The sequence below is a fragment of the Alphaproteobacteria bacterium genome (genome assembly GCA_026400645.1).
Taxonomy (GTDB): Bacteria; Pseudomonadota; Alphaproteobacteria; order Paracaedibacterales; family CAIULA01; genus JAPLOP01.
On the sequence record JAPLOP010000009.1, the window covers coordinates 1 to 23,109 of the forward strand.

Consider the following 23,109-nt stretch of genomic DNA (forward strand, 5'->3'; position numbering starts at 1 on the left):
AATGTGGTGAAGCTTGTATTCTTTTCCGTGAAAACTACGTGGGTCTTCAATGTCTTTTAAAATATCGATAAGCATAAAGAATTCCTTTCGTGGTTGAAAAACTCTTTATAGCATAGATTTGATTTCTAGGCCATGGCCCTGTGAGTAACAAGCCTGACCCAGGATTTTCTTCTTGTTTAGCAACAAAATAACGTTATACTGAAAGTCTAAACATTAGGAAAGACACACTCATGGTTTCATACATCTCATTACGACATTGGCGGTGGCATCACGCATAGTTGATGTCCGTTTAGCGCCTCCGTGTGGGGACAATGTTTGTTTATGAAGATGAAAGAAAATTACCATGAAGTTTCAAATTACGAAAAAAAACCTCCTTGTTGCTATAGTCATTATTTTATGCATGGGGGTTATTCGCCTGACATCCGCTTTTGTTTCCGAGAACGGATCGCTTGCTAACAAAACAGAGCAATCAAACAAAACGATCGTGGCCATCACCCAGATTGCCCCTCATCCATCTTTGGATACAATCCGGCGCGGCCTTATGGATGCGCTTGAAAAAGGCGCCATCCCGAACCTCGAAATCATCTTTCAAAATGCCCAGGGAAGTATAGCGACGGCCTCTCAGATTGCGCAGAAATTTGTTAGTTTATCCCCAAGGGTTATCGTTCCCATCACAACTCCATCAACCCAAAGCGCTTATGCAGCAACAAGGGGGCAGGGGAAAGACAGAACAATTCCGGTTATTTTTGCAGCCGTTTCTGATCCCATTGCAGCCAAGTTGATACCCACCATTCAATCAAGCGGGGATGGCATTACGGGTGTATATGACATGGCCCCGGTTGAGGAGCAGGCCAGACTGATGCAGGAATTGCTCCCCAAGCAGGCGCGCCCACTGTCGATTGGAATTATCTTTAATCCAGGGGAGGCGAATTCTGTCAGCCTGGTCACCCTGATGACGGACTGTTTGAAACAACGTGATATCACGATCGTCAAAGCAACGGCATCGACTACAACCGAAGTTGTCGCCGCAACACAATCATTGATTGGCCGGGTTGATGCCATTTATTTGCCGAACGATAACACAGTTATATCGGCATTAGAATCGGTCCTTAAGGTAACCAAGGAACACAAAGTGCCCGTATTCGCATCGGATCCAGAATCTGTGGAGCGGGGATGTTTGGCTGCAATTGCGCCGGATCAATACGAAATAGGAAAACAAACAGGGGAAATGGTCGTGGCCCTGATCACAGGAACGCGGTTGGAAAAACTTCCCCCAGAGCGGGCACGACATACAACCTTCGTGCTCAATTTAAAAGTTGCGCACGACATCGGGTTGATTATCCCTGATGACATGATTAAAAAAGCCACCAGAATCGTTCAGTAAGATTAAATTAAAGAAAGAATCAAAATGACCCCATTTTCAAAAAAGTTAACAGTCGCGATTGTCGTGATCATGGCTGTCCTTGGGGGGCGATGGTTCACATCCAGTCAACCCCAAACAGGCGCGAAGACTGCTCAATCGATGCCAAGTGTTGGCATTATCCAGGTTGTCGAACACCCCGCATTGGATTCCACCCGCCAGGGAATTGTGGATGAGCTAAAAGATTCGGGATATATTCCCGGCAAAACAATGAATTTGCTGTATGAATCGGCCCAGGTTAACCTGGGGCTTGCATCGCAGATTGTTCAAAAGTTCCTGGGGCAAAAGGTTAACGTGATTGTTGCCATTGGAACCATTCCGGCCCAAGTTGCAGCACAGGCAACCCAAACAAATCCAGGCACACCCGTTATATTTTCATCGGTGACGGATCCCGTTGGGGCAAAAATTGTGTTGCACCCAGAAAAGCCAGAAGGGAATATCACTGGCGTTTCGAATTATGTCGAGGCTGGTCAACATTTTGCCTTGTTCAGAAAAGTTTTGGCAACATTAAAGCGCCTTGGCGTTATTTATAATCCAGGCGACGATAATTCTGTTATCTTGTTGGGTCGAATGAAAGAAATCGCCAAAACGATGAATTTGGAAATCGTGCCCGTAACGGCCAGTAAAACAAGCGAGGTTGTCGCCGCCGCCCAAAGCTTGGTCGGAAAAGTCGACGCAATTTTTGTTAATAATGACAACACGGCCTTGGCAGCCTTTGATTCCATTGTTAAGGTCGGACAAGATCATGAAATCCCCGTGTTTGTCAGCGATGTCGATTGTTTGGGCAAGGGGGCGTTGGCTGCATTGGGACCAGATCAATATCAGCTGGGACGACAAACAGGCAAGATGCTTGTTAAGATTTTAAAGGGTGGGGCACAACCAAAAGATCTGCCTGTCGAGGGTCCAGAAAAGGTTGATTTTAAATTTAATTTTGAGGTTGCGCGAAAATTAGGACTGCAAAACGTTGATGCATTATTGGGTTCAGCAGAATGAATTGGGGATTAGGGATTTCTTTGTGACCAACCAAAAATTTACTGATTTTGGATTTTCAAAAATCCCCCTTGCCGACAAAAGTCAAAAGGTTAAAGATCTTTTTGCTGACGTCGCATCGGACTATGATTTGATGAATGACCTGATGAGCATGGGCACACATCGGCTGTGGAAAAAGAATTTCATCAGCCAGCTGCCCGTACGATCAGGGGATTCCATTCTTGATGTGGCTGGCGGAACCGGGGATATTGCGATTGGCCTGCAACAGCGGTACCCTCATTTGAATCTGTCGGTATGCGTTTGTGATTTAACACACCCCATGCTTACCGTTGGGCGGGATCGCGCAATCAATAACGGGTTACTTCGTAATCTGACGTGGTGCTGCGGGGATGCCGAAAATTTACCCATTCCCGACCAATCGGTTGATTTGTATACGATTGCCTTTGGCCTTCGGAATGTGACCAACAAGGAAAGCGCTTTGGCCGAGGCGGTTCGCGTTCTAAAGCCCGGTGGGCAGTTTTTTTGTTTGGAATTTAGCCACGTGACGGCACCCTTACCGGCGAAGTTGTATGATTGGTATTCATTTTCGGCCTTGCCCTTTCTGGGGCACCATATAGCACAGAATAAGGATGCATATCAATACTTGGCTGAAAGTATTCGAACATTTCCAGACCAAGAAACACTTGTAAAAATGATGAAAGCGGCAGGATTTAACGGCGTAAAATACGAAAATTGGTTGAACGGTGTTGTTTCTGTGCATTCCGGGGCAGTATAAGCGTAATCGTTAACTTAGTTTTAACCTTTTTGATCTATTGTGGTATTAAGGATGTTTTAAAATAGGGTGAAATTATGCTGATTGATATTGGCTTGCAAAGAAAAGACCGCAAACTTATTGCTGACTCTCTGAATGGTATTTTGGCAGATAAGTATTTTTTGCTGATTAAAACACAGGGATATCGTTGGAATGTGGTCGGGCATTCGTTTCACGGTCTTTATGATTTACTGGGGCAGTGTCATCAGGAACTCTCAATCGCAATTGACCAGGTGGCGATGCGAATACGATCCATTGGTCAGCCGTGTCCTGGAAGCTATTCTGAAATGGTGAGGATTACTGCGATTAAGGAGGATCCTCATATCAGCGAATCAACGGACATGATTCGAAGCCTTGTTTTGGATAATGAAATGGTCATCCGACGGAGCCACGAGGTGCAAGAACTGGCACAATCCGTTAACGATCCCGTAAGTTCCGAACTGATGCTGGCCCGAATGCGGGCTCATGGCCAAACAGCATGGCTGTTAAGAAGTTTTTTAGAGTAGTTTTTATGTGTCATTTGGTCTATATCTTAGTGTACACAAAATAGCTAAGGTTTTTTGTCAGAGTAAAATATTGGGAAAAGCGAATGAGGAATAATTTAGTTGAGTCAGTTATGGGGGCAATTGTTCTGTTGATAGCGGGGTCCTTTTTATATTTTGTGTACTCATCACAGGGGGTGTCGTCCACTGGATACATTGTTACGGCTCGATTTGATCGCATTGACGGATTGAACATTGGAAGCGATGTCAAGATCAGCGGCGTCAAGGTCGGGACAGTACATGATATGGAAATTGATCCACAAACCTATCAAGCCAAAGTGGGATTACAGATCAAACGCGGGCTTAATTTGCCCGGGGACAGTTCCGCCGAAATTGTCAGCGAAAGTTTGATGGGTGGAAAATATGTTGCCCTGGTGCCCGGCGGTGGCACAGAAATGATTCCAGAAAATGGAATGATACCCTATACACAATCATCTGTTAACCTGGAATCACTTATTAGTAAATTCCTGTTTAGCGGAAACACATCGAAACAAGATACATCTAAAAACGAAGGAGCCAAATAAAAATTGGATAATCAAATACAGTCCACCGAATTGGTGCAATTAATTTGCACTGCTTTAGACGAAAAAAAAGCTGAAAATATTGTTACACTCGATTTGCGCAATAAAGGGACGCTTTTTGATTACATGATTATTGCTACAGCTATGTCGGGCCGGCAATCCGTCGCCTTGGCCGACTACGTAACGTATGGCTTAAAACAAAAAGGGTGCGAGCCTATTTCTGTTGAGGGATTAACCCAGGGCGATTGGGTTTTAATTGATGGCGGCGACGTTGTCGTTCATGTCTTTAAACCAGAATCACGTGCCTTTTACAATCTAGAAAAAATGTGGGGCATTGGATCGCTTTCATCCACCGAATACCAAGAAGACACGGATGATTTTTCTATCACCCTATAAGGCTAGCATCCGCCTATGAAATGGACGCTGATTGCTGTTGGTCACCTAAAGGATGGCCCCGAGAAAACTCTCTTTGATCACTATTACAAAAGGTTAATGGTGCCCTTGCTTGTTAAGGAGATTCATCCGAAAAAGACAGCAGCAAAAGGGGGCTCCAAAAACGAGGAGGGTGACCTAATCCTCAAGGTTATCGACCCGCAGGATTATGTAATTATCCTTGATGAAAAAGGGGATCATCTATCAACGGATGAATTTTATCACGTCCTTGAAGATGACCTTTCCCTAAGGGTTAAGAATTGCCTGTTTATTATTGGTGGCGCCGATGGGCTGAGCGACCCTGTCAGAAAACGAAGTCAGCGCCAATTATGCCTGGGGCGAATGACCTGGCCGCATATGCTTGTCAGAGCACTGCTGGTCGAGCAACTTTATCGATGTCAGCAAATCAAAAGTAATCACCCCTATCATCGCCAAGGATAACTTATATTATCCTCAATAAATCTTCATGAGTCCGGGATGATTTCTGGATTGCTTTGTCGCGGGCTGCGCTCTTCGCACAATGACGTATGGCATGGCGAGCCGACAAAGGCGGCGTGGGGCCATCCAGGAAATTCACTAATCATTTGTGAAAATGGCATTACATCGAACTGGGGGTTATGTTTATTCCGAAAACATATGATGTAAGATTTGAAAAATCTTTTTTTTCTGGGCATTTGGAATCACTCCCAATTTCTTTACAAGTCGATTTTGATCAAGAGTTCGCATTTGATCGAGGGAAATTTGCCCCTTTTTGTCAGAAAACAGTAACGAAACACGTGTTGGATAAGAACGAATTGTCGTGGTCATTGGGGCCACAATCACCGTTGCCAATGTATGGTTCATCTCATCAGGAGAGATAATCACACATGGGCGTGTTTTGCAAATTCCCGCGCCTTGCGTTGGGTCGAGATTGACCAAAAATACATCAAAACGACAGGGCTTTTGATGCGGGGTTACCATTGCCACTCCTCTTCCGTCCATTCAGAGGGCGCATCCAGCCAGCCTTGATCACCAGGGGTTAAGCCATGCGTTTCTGCGCTAAATGCCCTTGCCCAACCATCGCGTGGATGATCAATTTTTTTTAAGACGAGTTCTTTTCCTCTAACCTCTGCCTCCACCGCATTGTACAAACCACACTGATCCAATAATGATTTAGGAAGGCGAACTCCCCGAGAATTACCAATTGCTACAATTTCTAATCGCATCAGATAAATTCCTTTTGCTGTTATCCGTGGTTACATTGCAATCACATTCAACGAGTTTTTCAAGAGTTTATCCAATCTTGTAATTAACATCACCCTGCTCCTAATGCGCTTCATCCCAATCATTGCCCACTCCAACACCGACGACCAATGGAACAGATAATTGCGCAACAGTTTCCATGATCCCTTTAATCAGGGGGATCGTGGTTTGCACCTCGCCCTCTGGCACCTCGAAAAGCAATTCATCATGAATCTGCAGGATTAAACGTGTCTTCGGTGCCGCCGCATAGGTTTTATCCCTCTGTAAGAAACGATGAACCTTGCGCATCGCCATTTTCACAATATCGGCATCGCTGCCCTGAAGCGGAGCATTAATCGCCTGGCGTTCGGCAAATTGGCGGGATACCGGATTGTTGTCGTTAATCCCTGGGGTATAACACCGCCGCCCCCACAGTGTCTCGACATACCCTTTTTCCCGGGCGATGGCTTTGTATCGTTCCATATAGGTTTCTATGCCAGGATATTGTTTAAAATAAGCCTTGATAATTGCGCCTGCCTCAAAATTCGGAATACCCAATTGTTGGGCCAGCCCAAAGGCGCTAATGCCATAGATAATCCCAAAATTAATCGTTTTTGCCCGGCGACGGTATTCTGTCGTTACAGCATCCAGCGGAATTCCAAAAATCTGCGATGCGGTGACTTTGTGGATATCGTGCCCCTCGCGAAAGGCATGAATCAGGGGATCAACCTGTGCTACATGGGCCAGCAGGCGCAATTCAATTTGTGAATAATCCAATGAAACCAACTTACATCCTTTGTCGGCTATGAATGCTTGACGAATTTTGCGGCCATCTTCGCTTCGAACAGGAATGTTTTGAAGGTTGGGATCGGATGATGCCAGACGTCCCGTTGTGGTTCCAACCAAGGAAAAAGATGTATGAACCCGGCCTGTTTCAGGGTTAATCGCATTAATCAGCCCCTCAACATAAGTCGATTTTAATTTGGCCAAGCTGCGCCACTCCAGCACACGGGCAGGTAAATCATGCCCCTGCTGGCTGAGCTTTTCCAAAACATCAACATCCGTTATATAGGCGCCTGTTTTCGTTTTCTTTGGCGCTGGGCCTGACGCGCCCAATGACATTTCATCAAACAAAATCTCCCCCAATTGTTTTGGGGATGCAACGTTAAATGTCCGCCCTGCCAATTGATGAATTTCCTCCTCCAAAGCAAACGCCCGCGTTGTAAAATCGTCCCCACATTTGTTCAGCGCGACAGGATCAACCTTTATTCCGGCCACTTCCATATCAACAATGACGGGAATAATGGGGCGTTCTATCCGTTCATACAGGGTGTTTTTCTTTTCCTGCTGCACACGCAATTGCAATAAATGATACAAACGCAGGGTCACGTCCGCATCCTCCGCCGCATAAAACGTGGCTTGGTCAATGGGGACATGGTCAAATGTTTTTTGATTTTTGCCCGTGCCCGCAACATCAGCAAATTTGACCGTATTGTGATTCAGGTGCCGAAGCGCTAGTTCATCCAGGCCATGTCCATTTTTTCCCGCATCCAAACAATACGACAAAAGCATCGTATCGGCCCAGGGGGTTATCGTGACCCCATATTTTTCAAGGACTGTCAGATCATATTTCAGATTATGACCCACCTTTAAAATGCCGGGATCAAGGAATAACGGTTGCAGGAGATTCAAGGTTTCCCCCAGCGGAAGCTGCGCCTGATCAGATTGGTGTGCCAGCGGAATATAACATGCTCCAACCCCATCAATCGCCAATGAAATCCCCACCAGCTGCGCCTGCATCGCGTTTAACGATGTTGTTTCTGTGTCAACAGCGACGATGCCTGCTTTATAAGTATCGTTGATCCATTGGTGCAGTTCCTCGCGGGTGGTCACTGTCTTGTAACAGGATGGCATTTCAGCCGGGGCTATTTTTTGATCCATTTTTTGGCCCGATTTTTGACCAAGGCGCCCCACAAGGCTGTTGAATCCCTGGGCGCGTAAAAAAGAATCCCTGGCAGCAGAATCCAATGTCTGCGGAGTCAAATCATCAATCGGCAGCGGAAGCGGCGTGTCCTGTTTCAGTGTCACCAATTGGCGTGAAATTCTGGCTGCATCGGCGTTGTCAATCAAGGACTGCCGCCGCTTTGGTTGTTTGATTGTATTCGCATGGGCCAACAATGTATCCAAATCACCGAACTGATTGATCAATTCTGCGGCCGTTTTAATACCGATACCCGGCACACCCGGAACATTGTCGGTTGAATCGCCGGCCAATGCCTGCACATCAATAACGTGGTCGGGATAGACACCGAATTTTTCAAAAACACCATCACGGTCGATGACTTTGTTTTTGATGGGATCCAGCAAGGTTACATGATCATTGACCAACTGCATCAGATCCTTATCCGATGACACAATGATAACCTGATATCCATCATTTGTCGCAGTCAGGGCGTAGCTTGCCAATAAATCGTCAGCCTCGTATCCAGCCTGCTCCACCGATGGAATCGCAAACGCGCGGCAGGCTTCGCGAATCAAGGGGAATTGGGGGATCAGATCCACCGGGGTTTCAAGGCGGTTGGCTTTATATTGTGGATAGATATCATGACGGAACGTTTGGCGGCCCGCATCAAAAACAACCGCAATCTTTCCATGATCCAGCTGTTCCAGTAATCGCACCAGCATCGTGCAAAATCCATATACGGCCCCAACGGGGACGCCATCGGATCGCTTTAGGGGGGGGAGCGCATGAAACGCCCGGAAAATAAAACCAGATCCATCAATTAAGTAAAGCTTAGGGAGGTGGGCGTTCATGAATGGGGATGCCTTGTAGTCGTCAACATGCCCAAACTTATCCTATCCCCCAAAAAGTGGGAAGGGAAAAGATTGGGTGTCCGCACGACAGAGCGCATTGACAGGGTTATCAATATCCCGCACCATAATAATTGCTCTGTCTTTAGTTCAGATAGTTACTATCTTAAGATTTAAAATGCAAGCGTGACTGCGGTTGGTTTGCATTTTTTCGTTGATATCCAGGACAGAGTGCAAAATTCCTTATTCGCTAATATGTGCCTCATTTTAAGCTGTATATGATCGCCATTGAATCGCTTTCAAAATAGCGTCCTTTGGAAAGTGACACCCCCCTTATAAGCTCCTCAGATGGTTTTACCGGATATCTATAGTGTTTTTCTACGTGATCAATAGAGAGATAGATTTCTGGATGGCCACACTTCACTTCGTTCGTTCGCCATGACGTCATGGCGAGGAGGGCGAAGCCCGATGGGACTATCCAGAAATCTATCCTGTTGTCTATTGACTTTGCCGGATATCTATAAAAATTGCGACAGAACCGAAAAACGTCTAGAAGGCGGATTAAAAGCGTAAACGTAATTTTTTGGATCGCCACGCTCCTTTCAGTCGCTCGCGATGACGGACTTTCGTCACTTTCGTCATTGCGAGGAGGGCGAAGTTCGACGCGGCAATCCATGTTATTAACAATACACTAAAGTATTCACCTGAAGACGAGTGGATTTTTCCATCCCACCTAACAAAATAAACGAATTTTTATCTGGGATTCACTATATTTATGAATACTACTTCCTTAAAATATTTCCATTCATCATCACTTAAATATTTATCAGGGTGTAAAAACTTAGAAAGTTTTTTTCTATATATATCGGAAGAAACAGCAACTCTTTCTTTCGATCCGATAACAATGGTTGCTAGTTTTATCACTTCTGTCGGAGCTCCATTAGATTCAAGGTGCTCAATAAACAGGCGTAATTTCTCTTGTTTACCCCACATACGCGCTATTATTTGTCTAGAGTCTTTATATTTAATATTGAAGTTATATTCCACACCATAAGGAACATCTGTTTGTAGATTTTGCCACCTTTCAAAATCAAGAAGTGGATTATGACTAAGATCCCCAACTAATGATGCAGCCTCATCTTTGCGACGACGTTCTTCCTGTTCGGCTCTGCCCCTCTCTGCTGCTTCTTCCCGTCGCTGTTCCTGTTTTAAATAACTTAAAACTTCTGCGTCTCTCTGCTCAGACCTTTTTATCGGAACAGATTTAATTTTATAAAGGTTACTAACTAATTTGGATAAATCTGAAAAATAGGGGCAATACACAGAATTCATTTCAACAGTATTCCAAATTTCTTCAGCTGCGATTGAGAATTGTTGATAGTTATTTTGAACATATTTCACCCATGTATCTTTATCAAGAATACGATCCCTAGAGGAAAGAGCAATGAGCGCCTTCAATAAGGGTTGCCTAGCCGAAGCGGGATTACCAACTTGAGAAAGAGCGCGATTCGTTACCAAATCTACTTTTTTATTGAGAAAATCAGAAAAAATCTGCTGGTCACTATTTTTTACGAACGCTTGGGCTACCCTATCAACAAAAAATTCGTGTTTTTGATTGATCTCTCTTAATTCAGCTCTAAAATCTTTTTCATTAGCACCAAAATATCGAGAAGCAGACTGTGCAATATCGTCTAAGGACTTACATACACTTATTAAAGCTTGTGAAAATTCCTTTTCATTGAGATTTGGATTTTTTTTTAGCCAAGATATCATCTGCTCTCCCGCCGTTTTTCCCTCACTTTGATTCCAAGCATCTGTGTTTCTCCAAACGGCAAGGGCTGCAATGGTAAACGTATAAAGGGCCTGCTTTTTATTTTTACATTCTCCCATTATTTCAGGAAACAATTTGTTAAGCGTGTCCGAATACGACATAGAACTCGAGCTTGAAGAGGTTCTTCCATAATCAGGACGTGTATAATAATGCTGATAAATCGTTCCCATTAATTTATTTCTATCCTCGATCGAAGAACTTTTCGCAACTTCAAAGGCACCCCTCCCCGTCACAAGTCTGGCAAAAGAATTCTGTAAATCTGAGTTCCCCTTTTTTTCGTCAACCTCAAAAGAAAGAGCGGACAGAACACTCGACAACGTCAGTACTGTCAACGGGGGGCGCCGTTCCGGCTCCAAAGGGGTCGGCCCCAAAGGGTCCAAAATTTTCTGAAACTGTGCGTTATCAACTTTTTCCGGCAAAGTGCCTTTTTTTTCATGCAGCCATTGAAAACATGAAGAAAAATAACCCCGTATAAAATCATCTTGAGCACTGGGTAAGTCAGAAGGGGCCTTCGCCGTCAACGTATCATAAATTTTATGAAAGGCGTCTGAGGCGTCTTTTGGTTTCCATTCATCTACTTCCCGCACCGACACCCGTGGAATGCTGCGCACATCTTGTTGAAAATCACCGGCTGCCCAGACCCCACAGGTAAAAGCAATATTAATAACAAGAACACAAAATTTATTCATAAAAATCTCCTTTGAAAGAATATATGATATAAATCACTCAACAATGAAATGCAACTATTTTTTTGATGCAACGAATATTGGCTCAGTCGGATGCTATCCAAATATCAATCGGTCTGTCTTGGGAAAATAAGTGAAAATCGGGCAGGAGAACGGATGATGGGTCGATTCCCGGTTCTGGCGCAATCCTTTTGATTCCTCGATGGTCTTGTTCAATCAAAACATGCTTTATATTACAAATAACCATGATAACGCGAAGAGTCTATGCAATGAATAAAAAATCATCCCTGTCCTTAAAACTCTGTCGTTTTTTATACTATGCTTTGGAATCCTTCATTGGGAATCAATTTATTCCCAATGAAGGGCACACAAAAAAATGTAGTATGCACAAATACGGAAATAATAAAAAACTAAGACATATCCTTTTATAATAAACGTATTGGAACATATACGGTCAATCTTCTGCCTACACTAGCAGCAATAAAGAAATCATCAAAAGACCATCAGCACCTTGATAGCCCCCCATTTTTTGAGAAAATTTTTCTCCATCTGGCATAGGTGCCATATTAAAATCGGACAATAGGGGGAATGCAAATCGTGGTGCCGTCCGAATTGTTGTGAATCCCGAAAAAACACACTATACATACATACGGTTGATCATTATAAAAATTTTTGCGGGCCTTACCTGTTCCAGTAAATTTTATAAGCATCGAATTATTTTCCAACCAAAGCATTTCTTATGGTAAACTGCCGCCATGACACATGAAACTAGACATCCTGAATTAAAGGCAACAGTTGTTGCGCTTCTTGAAAAAAACCATCACCTTTTGACCAAACGGGATATTTGTAAGGCCCTTGGGATCAAGGGGGCGCGGCGTATCGACCTGAAATGGGTTCTGGCAGAACTCAAATCCGAAGGGTACGGCGAAAAGATGGCAAGACGCGTGGACCCGCGCGCCGATGCAAAAAACGCCCAAAATGGTCGAACGAAACGCGGAATGATGACGGCGTCTTCGGTTCGTATGGGCCTGTTCGAACGGCGCGGAAGTGCCGGCATGTTATCGCCCTGCCACCGCAAGGATTCCTTTCCAACCATACGATGTGACAAAGAAATTTCTGACACATTGGCCGATGACAGCATTGTTTTGTACCATTTGGATGATGGGAAAAAGCTGCATGTGGATCGTGTTTTGGGATCCATTCATGACCCTAAGGTGTACAGCCTTATGGCAGTTCATGCCTATCAGCTTCCCCATTCGTTTTCGAATTCATCCGTGCAATTGGCGGCGTCCGGAAAGGTCCCGCCATTGGGTGATCGAACGGATTTTCGTCAGATCCCCCTTGTCACGATTGATGGTGAGGATGCGCGCGATTTCGATGATGCTGTCTGGGCGGCGCCTGATCTTGATCCCCGGAACGAAGGGGGCTGGCGCCTGATTGTGGCGATTGCCGATGTCAGCCATTATGTCCACCCAGAGGATTCTTTGGATCGCGAAGCATACGAACGTGGTAATTCGGTTTATTTTCCCGATCGTGTTATCCCAATGTTACCGGAGGCATTATCGAATGATCTTTGTTCACTGAGACCTGACGAGGATCGGGCTTGTTTAGCCGTTGAAATGCTGATTAATGCCCAGGGAAAGATAAAGTCCCATCATTTTAAACGAGGGTTAATGCGATCCAGGGCGCGTTTGACGTATAATCAGGTTCAGCATGCGATTGATGTGGCAAAAAGTGGCGGAGAATTCGATGCTGTCACCGGTCCATTATGGGATGAGATTTTAAAGCCACTATATGGTGCGTATCAGTCATTTTTAAAGGCCCGAACAAAGCGATGTACTCTGGATTTAAATATGCCAGAACACCAAGTTCAATTTAATGAGCTTGGGGCCGTCAAGGCCGTAACGTTGCGGGCTCCGTTAGAAAGCCATCAGCTGATCGAAGAAATGATGATTGCAGCCAATATTTCGGCCGCTAAAACGTTGCTGGTTAAAAAATGGCCGACCTTGTTTCGTATTCATGATGCACCTGATACCGTGCGGACCGAAAATTTGAAGACGGTATTAAAGTCCCTGAAAATATCCATTCCGAATATTAAAACGTTTCTACCTGATCATTTCAATGACATTTTGTCAAAAACAAAAGGCCTACCCCATTCACGATTGATCAATGATTTGGTCCTAAGGTGTCAGTCGCAAGCGAAATATGCCCCAACCAATATTGGACATTTCGGGTTAAGCTTGGCGCATTATTGTCATTTCACGTCCCCAATTCGGCGATACGCTGACCTTGTTGTTCATCGATCATTGATTGCCGCTTTGGCCCTTGGGGATGAAAAACATGCGGAACCGGTGGCGATTGAAATATTGCAGGAAATTGGCGATCACATTTCATCCACGGAACGCACCGCATCAATGGCGGAACGCGAAGTCATGGATCGCTTTATGGCCGGATATTTGGAATCACAGCTGGGGACCACATTCACCGGGGCCATCGTTGGCGTTTCGGGGGCCGGTCTTTTTGTTGCTCTGGATCAAAGTGGGGCCCAAGGGTTTGTCCCCAAAAGTCGTTTGCCGGATGATTATTACGTTTTTGATGCGATTGGGCATCGGTATATTGGCCAGCGAACACGCACCACTTATCAGCTGGGCGATTCTGTCACGGTGCTTTTGGAAATGGCAGATCCTATCACGTGTTCTATTGCTTTTTCCATTGTGGATGAAAAAAGGGTTGGTCGTATTTCCTATAAGCCAAAGAAAGGGTCTGCAAAATTGTCGAGGTCCAGCAGAGCCTAGCGTAATACCGTTTTCACAAATTATTGGTGAGTTTCCTGGATGGCCACGTCGCCTTCGTCGGCTCGCCGTGCCGTACGTCATTGCGCGGAGGGCGAAGCTCAGCAAAGCAACCCAGGATTACCTAGGAAAACATGAGGTTTTTTGGGGATTGTTACTTCGGACTGGACCTATACCCAATCTAAACGGAAATGTTGATTTTTATGTTGGCTATCCCCTTGGTTTATAATTTGGCCATAAATGTCGACAAAAAAATCCTTACATAGAATGGCTATGCTCGTCTTTTTCACCTTGTTTCTGAAAAAACTATCTGTCATAAAATTTCAACATTTTCATTCATCTTGGGTATATGATACGGAGAATGGTTTTGTTTTTTCCGGAAACAGTTCTTCAAAGCAATGCTTATCTTTGTTGAAAGCCAGAAATTTCCCCTTGGACAATTCGAAATACCATGCATGTAGGAATAAACGACCGGTTGCAATCCTTTCTTGAATCCAGGGAAAGGTTTCCAGGTTTTTCAGAGAATGAATTAACGCACGATGGCTGCATGCCTCTGTCTTAATATCGATGCAATCTGTTGCATAATCGTGCATCACCGAATCATAAATTGGGTGAACTAATTCCATCCATTTGGATAAAAAACTATTTTCTTTGTTGGGTTTTGGATCCGCAAACAAGGACTGTATGCCGCCGCATTGGCTGTGCCCCAGCACAATCACATGACGAATTCCCAAACTACAAATCCCAAATTCTAAAGCGGCGCTTGTCCCGTGATGTGTGTTGTCATTTTCAAAAGGTGGAATTAAATTGGCCACGTTTCGAATGACAAATAAATCCCCTGGTTTACAATTCATGAGAATGGCAGGATCGACCCTGGAATCAGAACAGGAAACAACCAACGTTTTTGGATGTTGACCGTTTTTAATAAGTTCCCGAAAGACAACATCTCCATCGCAAAAATATTTTTGATGGAATTGGTTGCACCCCAGGATTAGATCATTAATTTCATTTGGCATTTTTCACTTGAATTATCGACAAAAAGATTTTACCAACATAAGCTAGTGTATCATTTTTAATGGGCAAATTGGCTGCTTAATTCTTTGTTTTTGAAAGTTTTTTAGAATGGTCCAGCGACAGCTTAGTCTTTTTCCCATTACAGACCCCCTGCCAATTCGTGTAACAGCAAAGGGAATAGAGGTTTTTATAAAGGTCACCCCAAAGGCATCAAAAGATCGCCTTGGGAAAATTATGGCTGATAGTGCCGGGAATTACGTTCTGAAAGCGTATGTCACAGCACCGCCAGAGGATAACCAGGCAAACGAGTGTTTGATTCGGTTCCTTTCAAAAGAATGGAGATTGCCAAAAAGCTGCATTCAGATCATTAATGGACTGGCTAGCCGGCAAAAAACCATTTTGCTGACGGGCGTTAACGAGGGCGAGGTAAAAAACATCCTTGGTGCTTATTGAGGTTTTGGTTGCCAGTATCCTCATAAAGTTTTACCATTATTCTTATTGACTTCAAAAGAAAGATATATCGATATGAAACATTTCCTCTGTGCTTTTTTAGTATGCCTTGGCCTTGTTGGATGCAAGGAAGACAAGTCAAAGAATGCGACTTCCGCGCAACCCTCAAAGGAAACCTTGGTGATTGCAACATCAGCCGATTATCCACCTTTTGCATCCTATCGCGATGGGCAGATTGTTGGATTTGAGATTGACCTTATGAAAGCCGTTGCCAAGCGGATTAATAAAGAGATTGTCATTAAGGATATGCCATTTGACAGCCTTATCGCAGCGCTTCAAACAAGCAACATTGAATTGGCTATATCGGGTTTTTCCGACACGTCTGAACGCCGTGAAAAAGTAGATTTCACAGCTCCCTATCATAAATCAAGCACGGTTTTGCTTGTTCCAAATAGTTCCGATATTAAGGCCCATGATCAGCTCGAGGGTAAGTTGGTTGGGGTGCAGTCTGGTTCCACTTACGAGGTCCTGGTACAAAAAAAATGGAAGCCGACAGTGCCCAATCTTTCCGTTCGGTCGCTCTCGAAAGTTCCTGAGCTTGTCCAGGACTTGAAGTCGGGTCGATTGGCAGCCATTGCTATCGGAAAAAAAGAAGGTGCAGATATTGCAAAGGCACACCCAGAATTTGCCGTTGTTGATGTGCCTGGAACCGATATTCCTTATGCGATAGCGTTGCCAAAGGGTTCTGCCTTGACCGATTCCGTTAACAAGGCCCTTCAATCTATGAAGGACGATGGGACATTGCAGAAAATCGAAAAAGAATGGAATATGTAGTCGTAAACCCATGCTCGCCATGACGATACCATAAGTCATGGCGAGAAGGGTGAAGTCCGACGCGGCCATCCAGGATTTTCCAGGAAAAAACAAAATTTTCATTTTCATCGGTACGTGTCCTAATGTTGCATTTTGATGTTATTTTAAGTTCTCTGGCTTTTGTTCTTCCGGGGATTATTGTCACCCTGGAATTCACCATCCTTTCTTTGGTGTGCGGGTTGCCGTTGGGTATTTTTCTGGCATTCTGCAAAATATCCCCCATTTGTGTTTTGAAAAAATTTGCTGAGGCTTATACATCGGTCTTTCGTGGGACGCCGCTTTTGCTTCAACTGGGCCTTATTTTTTTTGCGACTCCGCAATTAACGGGATATCCCATTTCGGCATTTGAGGCGGGAATTTTGGCGTTCTCTCTGAATTCTGCGGCTTATACGTCGGAAATTATTCGGGGCGGTATTCAATCGTTGGATCCCGGTCAATGGGAGGTGGCCCGCGTCCTTGGTATCCCCTATCGTCATACGTTGCTAAAAATTATTCTACCGCAAGCGACACGGACCATTCTGCCAACTCTTGTTAATGAAATGATTAATCTATTGAAAGAATCGGCCATCGTTTGCACTATCGGAGAAGCCGACCTTATGAAGCGGGCTCAAATGATGTCTATGGAGAAATTTCTTTATTTTGAACCCTATATTGTGGCTGGATTCTATTATTTCATCATGGTGATGATCATCAGTCATTTCGGCAAAAAACTAGAAAAGAAATTGGCTTATGCTTAAAATCAGGGGGCTTACCCGGCAAATTCCCGCTTTGAAAATCCTGAACCAGGTGTGCTTTGACGCAAAAAAAGGCAGCATCACCGCCGTTATTGGCCCATCTGGAAGTGGTAAAACGTCATTGTTGCGGTGTATTGCCCAGCTTGATTCGTCTGTGGTGGACGAAATGAGTTTTGAGGGGCGGCCCCTGGAGACATTGAATCATGGCGAAATTGGCCTCGTTTTCCAAGGATTTCATCTGTTCCCCCATAAAACAATTCTGGAAAATCTAACCCTTGCACCCCTTTGTCAGGGCCAAGAAAAGGCAGCAGTTACCCAAAAGGCAATCGGCTTGTTGGACAAATTTGGCCTGGCATCAAAAAGGGATGATCATCCAGCCAAGCTATCGGGGGGGCAAAAACAACGTGTTGCCATAGCGCGCGCCCTTATGATGGATCCGCCCATTTTATTGTTTGATGAGCCGACATCAGCCCTTGATCCGGAAATGGTAAAAGATGTAGGTTTAACAATCAAATCATTGCAAAGCCCGGATCGGGTCATTCTTTTGGTCACCCACGAAATTCGTTTGGCACAAACCAGCGCTGATCGCATTTTATTTTTTGACCATGGCGTATTGTTGGATAATATGGAAACGGAAAAGTTTTTTGCAGCTGGTAATCCAGATTTATCTGATCGGGCAAAAGCCTTTCTATCGAACTTTAATTAAGAGTAAGGAATTCATCATGACCAAAAGTTTGTATTGTTTTTTGTTGATCACCCTAGCTGCCCTTCCCCTAAAAGCAGCGGAGGTGCCTAGTAGCCTGAGCGCCAAAGAACAGCAGGTGAAGAACCTAGAGGAACAGTTAAAAAAAGCTGTTGATGATTTGAACGCATCTTTGGAAAAGGCTCATGAGCAAGGGGAGGGGGCTAACAAGGATCAACTATCCGAGCAAACCTCAACGTCGTTACCGGCACCCGATCACAGCGAAGCCATCGTTGATGCGTTGAAAAATTTAACAGGACGTGTAGAGATTTTGGAAAAGAAGCTGGAGCAGCCGGCTCCCGCTAAGCTGGTGGAACAAGCCCCGGTGTCACCAAAAGCAGAATTGGATAAAATCAGAGAAGACGCCGAAAAAAAAGCCAATGAATTGGCGCCAAAACTTGCAACGGGCACACCCGCCGTGGCACAATATGATCAGGCGAACGCTTTATTAAAAAACAAAGAATACAAAAAAGCCGCTGATGCGTTTGGTACGATCATGAATGAATTTCCAAGCGACCCTTATGCCGTTAAATCCCGCGTCCATTTGGCTGAGGCTTTGCAGGCCCTTGGTGATTTTACAAAAGCAGAAGACATGTACACCGAAGCACTCAAAACAAAGATGGATGATTCCCTGATGATTGATTGTCGTTTGGGGTTGTTGGAGGTGAATTTGGCACTTAACAAAGCATCAGAAGCGTGCAGCCAAATTACCATTTTACAAAAAGAAAAACTAACCGAAAATCAACTGAAACGCCTTAAGGACAGTCAAGGAAAAGCACATTGCAAAAAGCCGTAAGCAGGAGAATTAGCAACCAAATAGTCACAAGCGAAATAGTAAAAATCTATTCGCTCAACGTCAGCGGAGAGGGAGTAGGCGATCAGGACGGAAAGGAAATTTTCGTCCCCTTTGCATTACCAGGCGAAAAAGTTGCGATCGAAATCCATGAATTTAGGCGTAAAAAGAAATTTGTCCTGAAACAAGTTCTGGAAGCCAGCCCCAATCGCATTCAGCCGGTTTGTTCCCATTTTACCCAGTGTGGTGGGTGCACGTTGCAACATTTTGATGCAATTACATATAAAGATTTCAAAAAATCCCTGATCACGCAACCCTTGCTTGAGTATGGGCTTGATCCATTTTTGGTGGGTGATCTGGTGATCCTCCCCTTTGGGCGGCGGCGTCGGGCGAACCTTGATGCGATCAAGAAAGAAGATAAAGTCCATCTCGGTTTTCATCGGTGGCGAGCGCACCAAATTATTGATATCCAAGAATGTCATACCCTGGCGCCGGAGTTACGGGTGTTGATTGCGCCCTTTCGGCAAGCGCTTGATACCATCCTAACCCCCTTTCAAAAGGCCAAGATTTTCTTGACGGTAACAAAAGGTGGGGTTGATTTTAGTCTCGAAATCCAGGGGGTTTTGGAATTATCCAACGACCAAAAAGATGTCCTGATGCAGTTTGCCCAGGCCATGAATTTGGCGCGCTTTATTTTTCGTCATGGCAAAAAGGTCGAGGTTTTGCATTTATCCGCTGACCCCGTTATCGAATTCGATGGTGTTGATGTTGCTGTTGATGCCTATGGTTTTTTGCAGGCAACGGATGATGCTGATCGGGCGCTGTCGCAGATTATTATGGATGCCATCCCAACGGGTGTTCGCAAAATTGCGGATCTTTTTGCGGGTCGCGGAACGTTTAGCCTCCCCCTCAGCCGCCTTGCGCCTGTGGATGCGTTCGAGCTTGATAAACCGGCCCTTGCTGCATTGGATGGGGCGATTGCTTTGTCCGGCAGGCCGATTACAACGCATTATCGAAATCTTTATGACAATCCGCTGTTGTCGGATGAATTGCAATCCTATGATGTGATCGTCCTTGATCCACCCCGAGCCGGCGCCCTGGAACAAATCGAACAGATCAAATCACTGTCAGTTCAGACGCTTATTTATATTTCCTGTAACCCACAAACATTCTGCCGCGATGCAAAAATCCTGATCGACAATGGGTATGTATTAAAAACGATTACGCCCATCGATCAGTTCGCTTGGTCTGCTCATTTAGAGGTCGTTGGAATATTTTTGCTAGCTTAGTGTGGTGGACCATTAATCCGATAATTAAAGTCGGAATTATCCTTACCATGGTTTCAGGAAAACAAAATAAACTTGACTCATTTTATCAGGATAGAGTACATTCTTGATTAAGATACCTCGTTTGAGAAAAACAATTGAAAGTTAGCGCTAAAGCACAGTATGCGATCATGGCAATGGTTGACTTGGCCACAACAGAGAAAGACAGGGCGGACGAATCCTGTACGCCGTCGTCATTAACCGCCGTGTCAGAACGCCAGAATTTACCCTTACCCTATATGGAGCAGCTTTTTTTGAAATTGCGCAAAGCCGGCCTGGTTAAAAGTGCACGGGGAGCCGGTGGTGGCTATGTGTTGGGCCGGACGGCGTCAAATATCCGTGTTTATGACATTATCGTGGCTGTGGAAAAACCCATCAAAATGACCCGCTGTGCCGACGGTTCTGGCGGATGTCAGCCCAATGGGGCGCGTTGTGTGGCACATGATTTGTGGGAGGAATTGGGCGACATGATCCAATTCTTTTTGAAAAGCGTCACGTTGGATGATTTACAAAATAAAAATGTACGCGGCAATCGTATGCTAGGGAGAGGACGGGATTCCCTGGTGGCACACGAGGACTACGCATGAACACCCATACCCAATGGATTTCGAAATCTGGATTTGAAAATAAGGACCGAGCGCCCGGAGTGTACAGAGACGTACATGAGGACGCGAGGTTCCGAAATTTTCGAAGATCAGAGTTTGAAAGGCGAAGGGTATATTTGGATTACAATGCTATGGCACCTCTCCGACAGTCCGCAAAGGACGTGATTCTGTCGATGGTAGCAATGGATGCGTTGGGTAATCCGTCATCGGTTCATTCGTATGGACGCGCCATTCGACGGAAAATAGAGGATGTCCGGCGCACCATTATGATGGCACTTGGCCTGGAAAACAAAGTCCTGATTTTTACCAGTGGTGCTACAGAATCCAATAACCTAGCCTTGAAAAATTTCCCTGGCAGAGTTTTGGTTTCTGCTATCGAACATGATTCCGTTTTTGATGTGCGTTCCGATGCAATTGTTTTGCCGGTCTTGGGGGATGGCACACTGGATTTGGAAATCTTGGAAAAACATCTGTCGTCTGATTTTGACGGACCAACGCTTGTGTCGGTAATGGCGGCCAATAACGAAACGGGCATTATGCAGCCTTTGAGCGATGTTTGTACTTTGGCCAAAAAGTGGGGCGCCTATGTCCATAGCGACGCCGTGCAGGCGATTGGCCGGGTTGATTATCCATGGGGCGACCTTGATATGATTTCTGTTTCATCCCACAAAATTGGGGGGCTTTCTGGTGTGGGTTGTTTGATCATTAATCCAACTATCCCCGTTAACCCCCTTTTCCTTGGGGGTGGGCAGGAGCGAACCTACAGGGCAGGGACAGAAAATATCATCGGCATTTGTGCTATGGGCGCAATAATTCAGGATTGTATCGCCGAAGATTGGGAGCCTGTGCAACGGCTAAGGGATCAATTAGAACACCAGTTAACGCAGAATTGTCCCGATGCGGTAGTTTTTGGAAAAGACAAAGAACGCTTGCCCAACACAACCCTAATCACGATGCCATCCGTTAAAAGCGAAACGCAGGTGATGAATTTTGATTTGGCTGGGTTTGCCGTCAGTGCGGGTTCTGCCTGTTCATCGGGCAAGGTTAAAAAATCACGCGTTTTGCAGGCGATGAATGTGCCGGAAACATCGAATCAATGTGCCCTTCGTATTAGTTTGGGCTCCACAATTCAAGAAAACGATTTAAAGCGTTTTGCTGAAACGTGGCTTGGTATTTATAAAAAATCATTAGTAAGGGGATAAACCCATGACCAACAACAGTATATCCGGTAACACAACAAGAGCAGGGGAAAGGACGATGAGCAACTATGCTTTGCCCAGAGTTCACCCATCAATGCTAACACCCGAAAACCAAATCTATCTGGATTATCAGGCAACGACACCCTGTGACCCCCGTGTGTTTGAAAAGATGATCCCCTATTTTACGACTGTCTTTGGCAATCCCCATTCTCGCAATCATGTGCATGGTTGGTTGGCAGAGGAAGCCATAGAAACAGCGCGCCAACAGGTTGCTGATAGCATAAAGGCAGATGAACGGGAAATCATTTTTACCAGTGGCGCCACGGAATCCAATAATTTAGCCATCAAAGGGGTGGCCCACTTTTATAAAGACAAGAAAAAGCATATCGTCACGTGTGTCACTGAACATAAATGTGTTTTGGAAAGCTGCCGTCAATTGGAACAGGAAGGGTTTCGCATAACCTATCTACCTGTGAAACAAAATGGCATTATTGATCTTGATCACCTAAGGGATGCGGTTCAAGATGATACGTGCTTGGTTTCTATTATGGGGGGGAATAACGAAATCGGTGTGATTCAGCCTCTCAAGGAAATTGGACAGATTTGCCGTGAAAATGGGGCGTTCTTTCATACCGATGCGGCGCAAATCATTGGTAAAATGGACATTGATGTTGATGCGATGAATATTGACCTGTTGAGCATTTCTGGTCATAAAATTTATGGCCCCAAAGGGATTGGCGCATTATATGTGCGTCGCAAACCGCGCGTTCGGATGCAGGCTATTATTAGCGGTGGTGGACAGGAACGGGGGATGAGGTCAGGTACCTTGCCAACGCCGTTGTGTGTGGGGTTGGGGGAGGCTTGCGCTATCGCCAGGCTAGAAATGATTGAGGAAATGCCCAGGATAGAACGATTGACCAATCGTTTGTACGAGGGGATAACTGAACGTTTGTCGCATGTTTATTTGAATGGTGATCGGGTCCTTCGGATCCCTGGCAATCTGAATCTGAGCTTCGCCTATGTCGAGGGGGAGGGGCTCATGATGGGCGTTAAGGAATTATCAGTTTCATCGGGTTCGGCCTGTACATCATCGTCCCTGGAGCCATCGTATGTTTTGCGTGCGCTGGGTGTCGAGGACGAAATGGCCCACACATCGATTCGTTTTGGGATTGGGCGGTTCACAACTGAATTCGAAATTGAACGAACCATCGATATGGTTGTAAAAGCGGTGGAGAGGTTGCGAACCTTAAGTCCATTGTGGGAAATGGCCCAGGATGGGATCGATATAAAATCCATCCAATGGGCAAATCATTAAGG

General features: G+C 45.0%; 22 protein-coding genes. 17 read left to right on the top strand and 5 right to left on the bottom strand.

Features of this window, described 5'->3' with window-relative positions; translation table 11 throughout:
- Positions 1-343 precede the first annotated feature (343 nt).
- From NTX76_00980 to NTX76_01010, 7 genes are all read left to right on the top strand, one after another.
- Positions 344-1,384, top strand: a complete 1,041-nt coding sequence (locus NTX76_00980; GenBank protein ID MCX7337842.1) for an ABC transporter substrate-binding protein — start codon at positions 344-346, stop codon at positions 1,382-1,384.
- Positions 1,385-1,408: 24 nt separating this feature from the next.
- A complete protein-coding gene (locus NTX76_00985) occupies positions 1,409-2,413 on the top strand; it encodes an ABC transporter substrate-binding protein (GenBank protein ID MCX7337843.1) in 1,005 nt (334 codons plus the stop codon).
- Positions 2,388-3,185: a bifunctional demethylmenaquinone methyltransferase/2-methoxy-6-polyprenyl-1,4-benzoquinol methylase UbiE gene (gene ubiE, locus NTX76_00990; GenBank protein ID MCX7337844.1), complete on the top strand. Its 798-nt coding sequence runs from the start codon at positions 2,388-2,390 to the stop codon at positions 3,183-3,185. Before NTX76_00985 ends, ubiE begins: the two co-directional genes overlap by 26 nt.
- Before the next feature lie 74 nt (positions 3,186-3,259).
- Positions 3,260-3,727, top strand: a complete 468-nt coding sequence (locus NTX76_00995; protein ID MCX7337845.1) for a ferritin-like domain-containing protein — start codon at positions 3,260-3,262, stop codon at positions 3,725-3,727.
- An 83-nt stretch (positions 3,728-3,810) separates the two neighbouring features.
- Positions 3,811-4,287, top strand: coding sequence for an outer membrane lipid asymmetry maintenance protein MlaD (gene mlaD / locus NTX76_01000; protein MCX7337846.1), 477 nt, complete (start codon positions 3,811-3,813; stop codon positions 4,285-4,287).
- 3 nt (positions 4,288-4,290) lie between these two features.
- A complete protein-coding gene (rsfS, locus tag NTX76_01005) occupies positions 4,291-4,680 on the top strand; it encodes a ribosome silencing factor (protein ID MCX7337847.1) in 390 nt (129 codons plus the stop codon).
- Positions 4,681-4,695: 15 nt separating this feature from the next.
- Positions 4,696-5,157 carry a 23S rRNA (pseudouridine(1915)-N(3))-methyltransferase RlmH gene (locus NTX76_01010; protein MCX7337848.1) on the top strand — a complete coding sequence of 154 codons (462 nt, stop codon included), beginning with the start codon at positions 4,696-4,698 and terminating at the stop codon, positions 5,155-5,157.
- Between the two features lie 180 nt (positions 5,158-5,337).
- Here NTX76_01010 and NTX76_01015 read toward each other — a convergent pair whose 3' ends face one another.
- The 4 genes from NTX76_01015 to NTX76_01030 form a co-directional block, all read right to left on the bottom strand.
- Positions 5,338-5,676 (bottom strand): type II toxin-antitoxin system PemK/MazF family toxin, encoded by a 339-nt coding sequence (locus tag NTX76_01015; protein ID MCX7337849.1) that lies wholly within the window; start codon positions 5,674-5,676, stop codon positions 5,338-5,340.
- Complete coding sequence (locus tag NTX76_01020; protein MCX7337850.1) at positions 5,670-5,921, bottom strand: AbrB/MazE/SpoVT family DNA-binding domain-containing protein; 252 nt, start codon at positions 5,919-5,921, stop codon at positions 5,670-5,672. Before NTX76_01020 ends, NTX76_01015 begins: the two co-directional genes overlap by 7 nt.
- Positions 5,922-6,021: 100 nt before the next feature.
- Positions 6,022-8,751 carry a DNA polymerase I gene (polA, locus tag NTX76_01025; protein ID MCX7337851.1) on the bottom strand — a complete coding sequence of 910 codons (2,730 nt, stop codon included), beginning with the start codon at positions 8,749-8,751 and terminating at the stop codon, positions 6,022-6,024.
- Positions 8,752-9,501: 750 nt separating this feature from the next.
- A complete protein-coding gene (locus tag NTX76_01030) occupies positions 9,502-11,268 on the bottom strand; it encodes a hypothetical protein (GenBank protein MCX7337852.1) in 1,767 nt (588 codons plus the stop codon).
- 752 nt (positions 11,269-12,020) lie between these two features.
- Here NTX76_01030 and NTX76_01035 point away from each other — a divergent pair.
- Entirely contained in the window at positions 12,021-14,060 is a 2,040-nt protein-coding gene (locus NTX76_01035; GenBank protein ID MCX7337853.1) for a VacB/RNase II family 3'-5' exoribonuclease, read from the top strand.
- Between the two features lie 329 nt (positions 14,061-14,389).
- Here the strand turns inward: NTX76_01035 and NTX76_01040 are convergent, their stop codons facing one another.
- The gene (locus NTX76_01040; protein ID MCX7337854.1) at positions 14,390-15,073 is read right to left on the bottom strand and encodes a carbonic anhydrase; all 684 of its coding nucleotides are present in this window, start codon (positions 15,071-15,073) and stop codon (positions 14,390-14,392) included.
- Between the two features lie 106 nt (positions 15,074-15,179).
- Between NTX76_01040 and NTX76_01045 the strand changes: the two genes are divergently transcribed.
- The 9 genes from NTX76_01045 to NTX76_01085 all read left to right on the top strand — a co-directional run bounded on the left by NTX76_01045 (position 15,180) and on the right by NTX76_01085 (position 23,107).
- Positions 15,180-15,524 (top strand): DUF167 domain-containing protein, encoded by a 345-nt coding sequence (locus NTX76_01045; protein ID MCX7337855.1) that lies wholly within the window; start codon positions 15,180-15,182, stop codon positions 15,522-15,524.
- 72 nt (positions 15,525-15,596) lie between these two features.
- On the top strand, positions 15,597-16,355 hold the full coding sequence (locus NTX76_01050) for an ABC transporter substrate-binding protein (GenBank protein ID MCX7337856.1): 759 nt from the start codon (positions 15,597-15,599) through the stop codon (positions 16,353-16,355).
- Between the two features lie 122 nt (positions 16,356-16,477).
- Positions 16,478-17,131, top strand: coding sequence for an amino acid ABC transporter permease (locus NTX76_01055; GenBank protein ID MCX7337857.1), 654 nt, complete (start codon positions 16,478-16,480; stop codon positions 17,129-17,131).
- Positions 17,124-17,834: an ATP-binding cassette domain-containing protein gene (locus NTX76_01060; protein ID MCX7337858.1), complete on the top strand. Its 711-nt coding sequence runs from the start codon at positions 17,124-17,126 to the stop codon at positions 17,832-17,834. Before NTX76_01055 ends, NTX76_01060 begins: the two co-directional genes overlap by 8 nt.
- 16 nt (positions 17,835-17,850) lie before the next feature.
- Positions 17,851-18,666, top strand: coding sequence for a tetratricopeptide repeat protein (locus tag NTX76_01065; GenBank protein ID MCX7337859.1), 816 nt, complete (start codon positions 17,851-17,853; stop codon positions 18,664-18,666).
- On the top strand, positions 18,651-19,952 hold the full coding sequence (locus tag NTX76_01070; protein ID MCX7337860.1) for a TRAM domain-containing protein: 1,302 nt from the start codon (positions 18,651-18,653) through the stop codon (positions 19,950-19,952). Before NTX76_01065 ends, NTX76_01070 begins: the two co-directional genes overlap by 16 nt.
- 134 nt (positions 19,953-20,086) lie before the next feature.
- Entirely contained in the window at positions 20,087-20,575 is a 489-nt protein-coding gene (locus tag NTX76_01075; GenBank protein ID MCX7337861.1) for an Rrf2 family transcriptional regulator, read from the top strand.
- A complete protein-coding gene (locus NTX76_01080; protein ID MCX7337862.1) occupies positions 20,572-21,795 on the top strand; it encodes a cysteine desulfurase family protein in 1,224 nt (407 codons plus the stop codon). Before NTX76_01075 ends, NTX76_01080 begins: the two co-directional genes overlap by 4 nt.
- A 91-nt stretch (positions 21,796-21,886) precedes the next feature.
- Positions 21,887-23,107, top strand: a complete 1,221-nt coding sequence (locus tag NTX76_01085) for an IscS subfamily cysteine desulfurase (GenBank protein MCX7337863.1) — start codon at positions 21,887-21,889, stop codon at positions 23,105-23,107.
- Positions 23,108-23,109: the final 2 nt, after the last annotated feature.

Bases quoted from the DNA above. Each gene is read 5' to 3' on its own strand.
- NTX76_00980 (MCX7337842.1), top strand. From the start codon at position 344: ATGAAGTTTCAAATTACGAAAAAAAACCTCCTTGTTGCTATAGTCATT.
- NTX76_00985 (MCX7337843.1), top strand. From the start codon at position 1,409: ATGACCCCATTTTCAAAAAAGTTAACAGTCGCGATTGTCGTGATCATG.
- ubiE (MCX7337844.1), top strand. From the start codon at position 2,388: ATGCATTATTGGGTTCAGCAGAATGAATTGGGGATTAGGGATTTCTTT.
- NTX76_00995 (MCX7337845.1), top strand. From the start codon at position 3,260: ATGCTGATTGATATTGGCTTGCAAAGAAAAGACCGCAAACTTATTGCT.
- mlaD (MCX7337846.1), top strand. From the start codon at position 3,811: ATGAGGAATAATTTAGTTGAGTCAGTTATGGGGGCAATTGTTCTGTTG.
- NTX76_01010 (MCX7337848.1), top strand. From the start codon at position 4,696: ATGAAATGGACGCTGATTGCTGTTGGTCACCTAAAGGATGGCCCCGAG.
- NTX76_01015 (MCX7337849.1), bottom strand. From the start codon at position 5,676: ATGGTAACCCCGCATCAAAAGCCCTGTCGTTTTGATGTATTTTTGGTC.
- NTX76_01020 (MCX7337850.1), bottom strand. From the start codon at position 5,921: ATGCGATTAGAAATTGTAGCAATTGGTAATTCTCGGGGAGTTCGCCTT.
- polA (MCX7337851.1), bottom strand. From the start codon at position 8,751: ATGAACGCCCACCTCCCTAAGCTTTACTTAATTGATGGATCTGGTTTT.
- NTX76_01030 (MCX7337852.1), bottom strand. From the start codon at position 11,268: ATGAATAAATTTTGTGTTCTTGTTATTAATATTGCTTTTACCTGTGGG.
- NTX76_01035 (MCX7337853.1), top strand. From the start codon at position 12,021: ATGACACATGAAACTAGACATCCTGAATTAAAGGCAACAGTTGTTGCG.
- NTX76_01040 (MCX7337854.1), bottom strand. From the start codon at position 15,073: ATGCCAAATGAAATTAATGATCTAATCCTGGGGTGCAACCAATTCCAT.
- NTX76_01045 (MCX7337855.1), top strand. From the start codon at position 15,180: ATGGTCCAGCGACAGCTTAGTCTTTTTCCCATTACAGACCCCCTGCCA.
- NTX76_01050 (MCX7337856.1), top strand. From the start codon at position 15,597: ATGAAACATTTCCTCTGTGCTTTTTTAGTATGCCTTGGCCTTGTTGGA.
- NTX76_01055 (MCX7337857.1), top strand. From the start codon at position 16,478: ATGTTGCATTTTGATGTTATTTTAAGTTCTCTGGCTTTTGTTCTTCCG.
- NTX76_01060 (MCX7337858.1), top strand. From the start codon at position 17,124: ATGCTTAAAATCAGGGGGCTTACCCGGCAAATTCCCGCTTTGAAAATC.
- NTX76_01065 (MCX7337859.1), top strand. From the start codon at position 17,851: ATGACCAAAAGTTTGTATTGTTTTTTGTTGATCACCCTAGCTGCCCTT.
- NTX76_01080 (MCX7337862.1), top strand. From the start codon at position 20,572: ATGAACACCCATACCCAATGGATTTCGAAATCTGGATTTGAAAATAAG.
- NTX76_01085 (MCX7337863.1), top strand. From the start codon at position 21,887: ATGCTAACACCCGAAAACCAAATCTATCTGGATTATCAGGCAACGACA.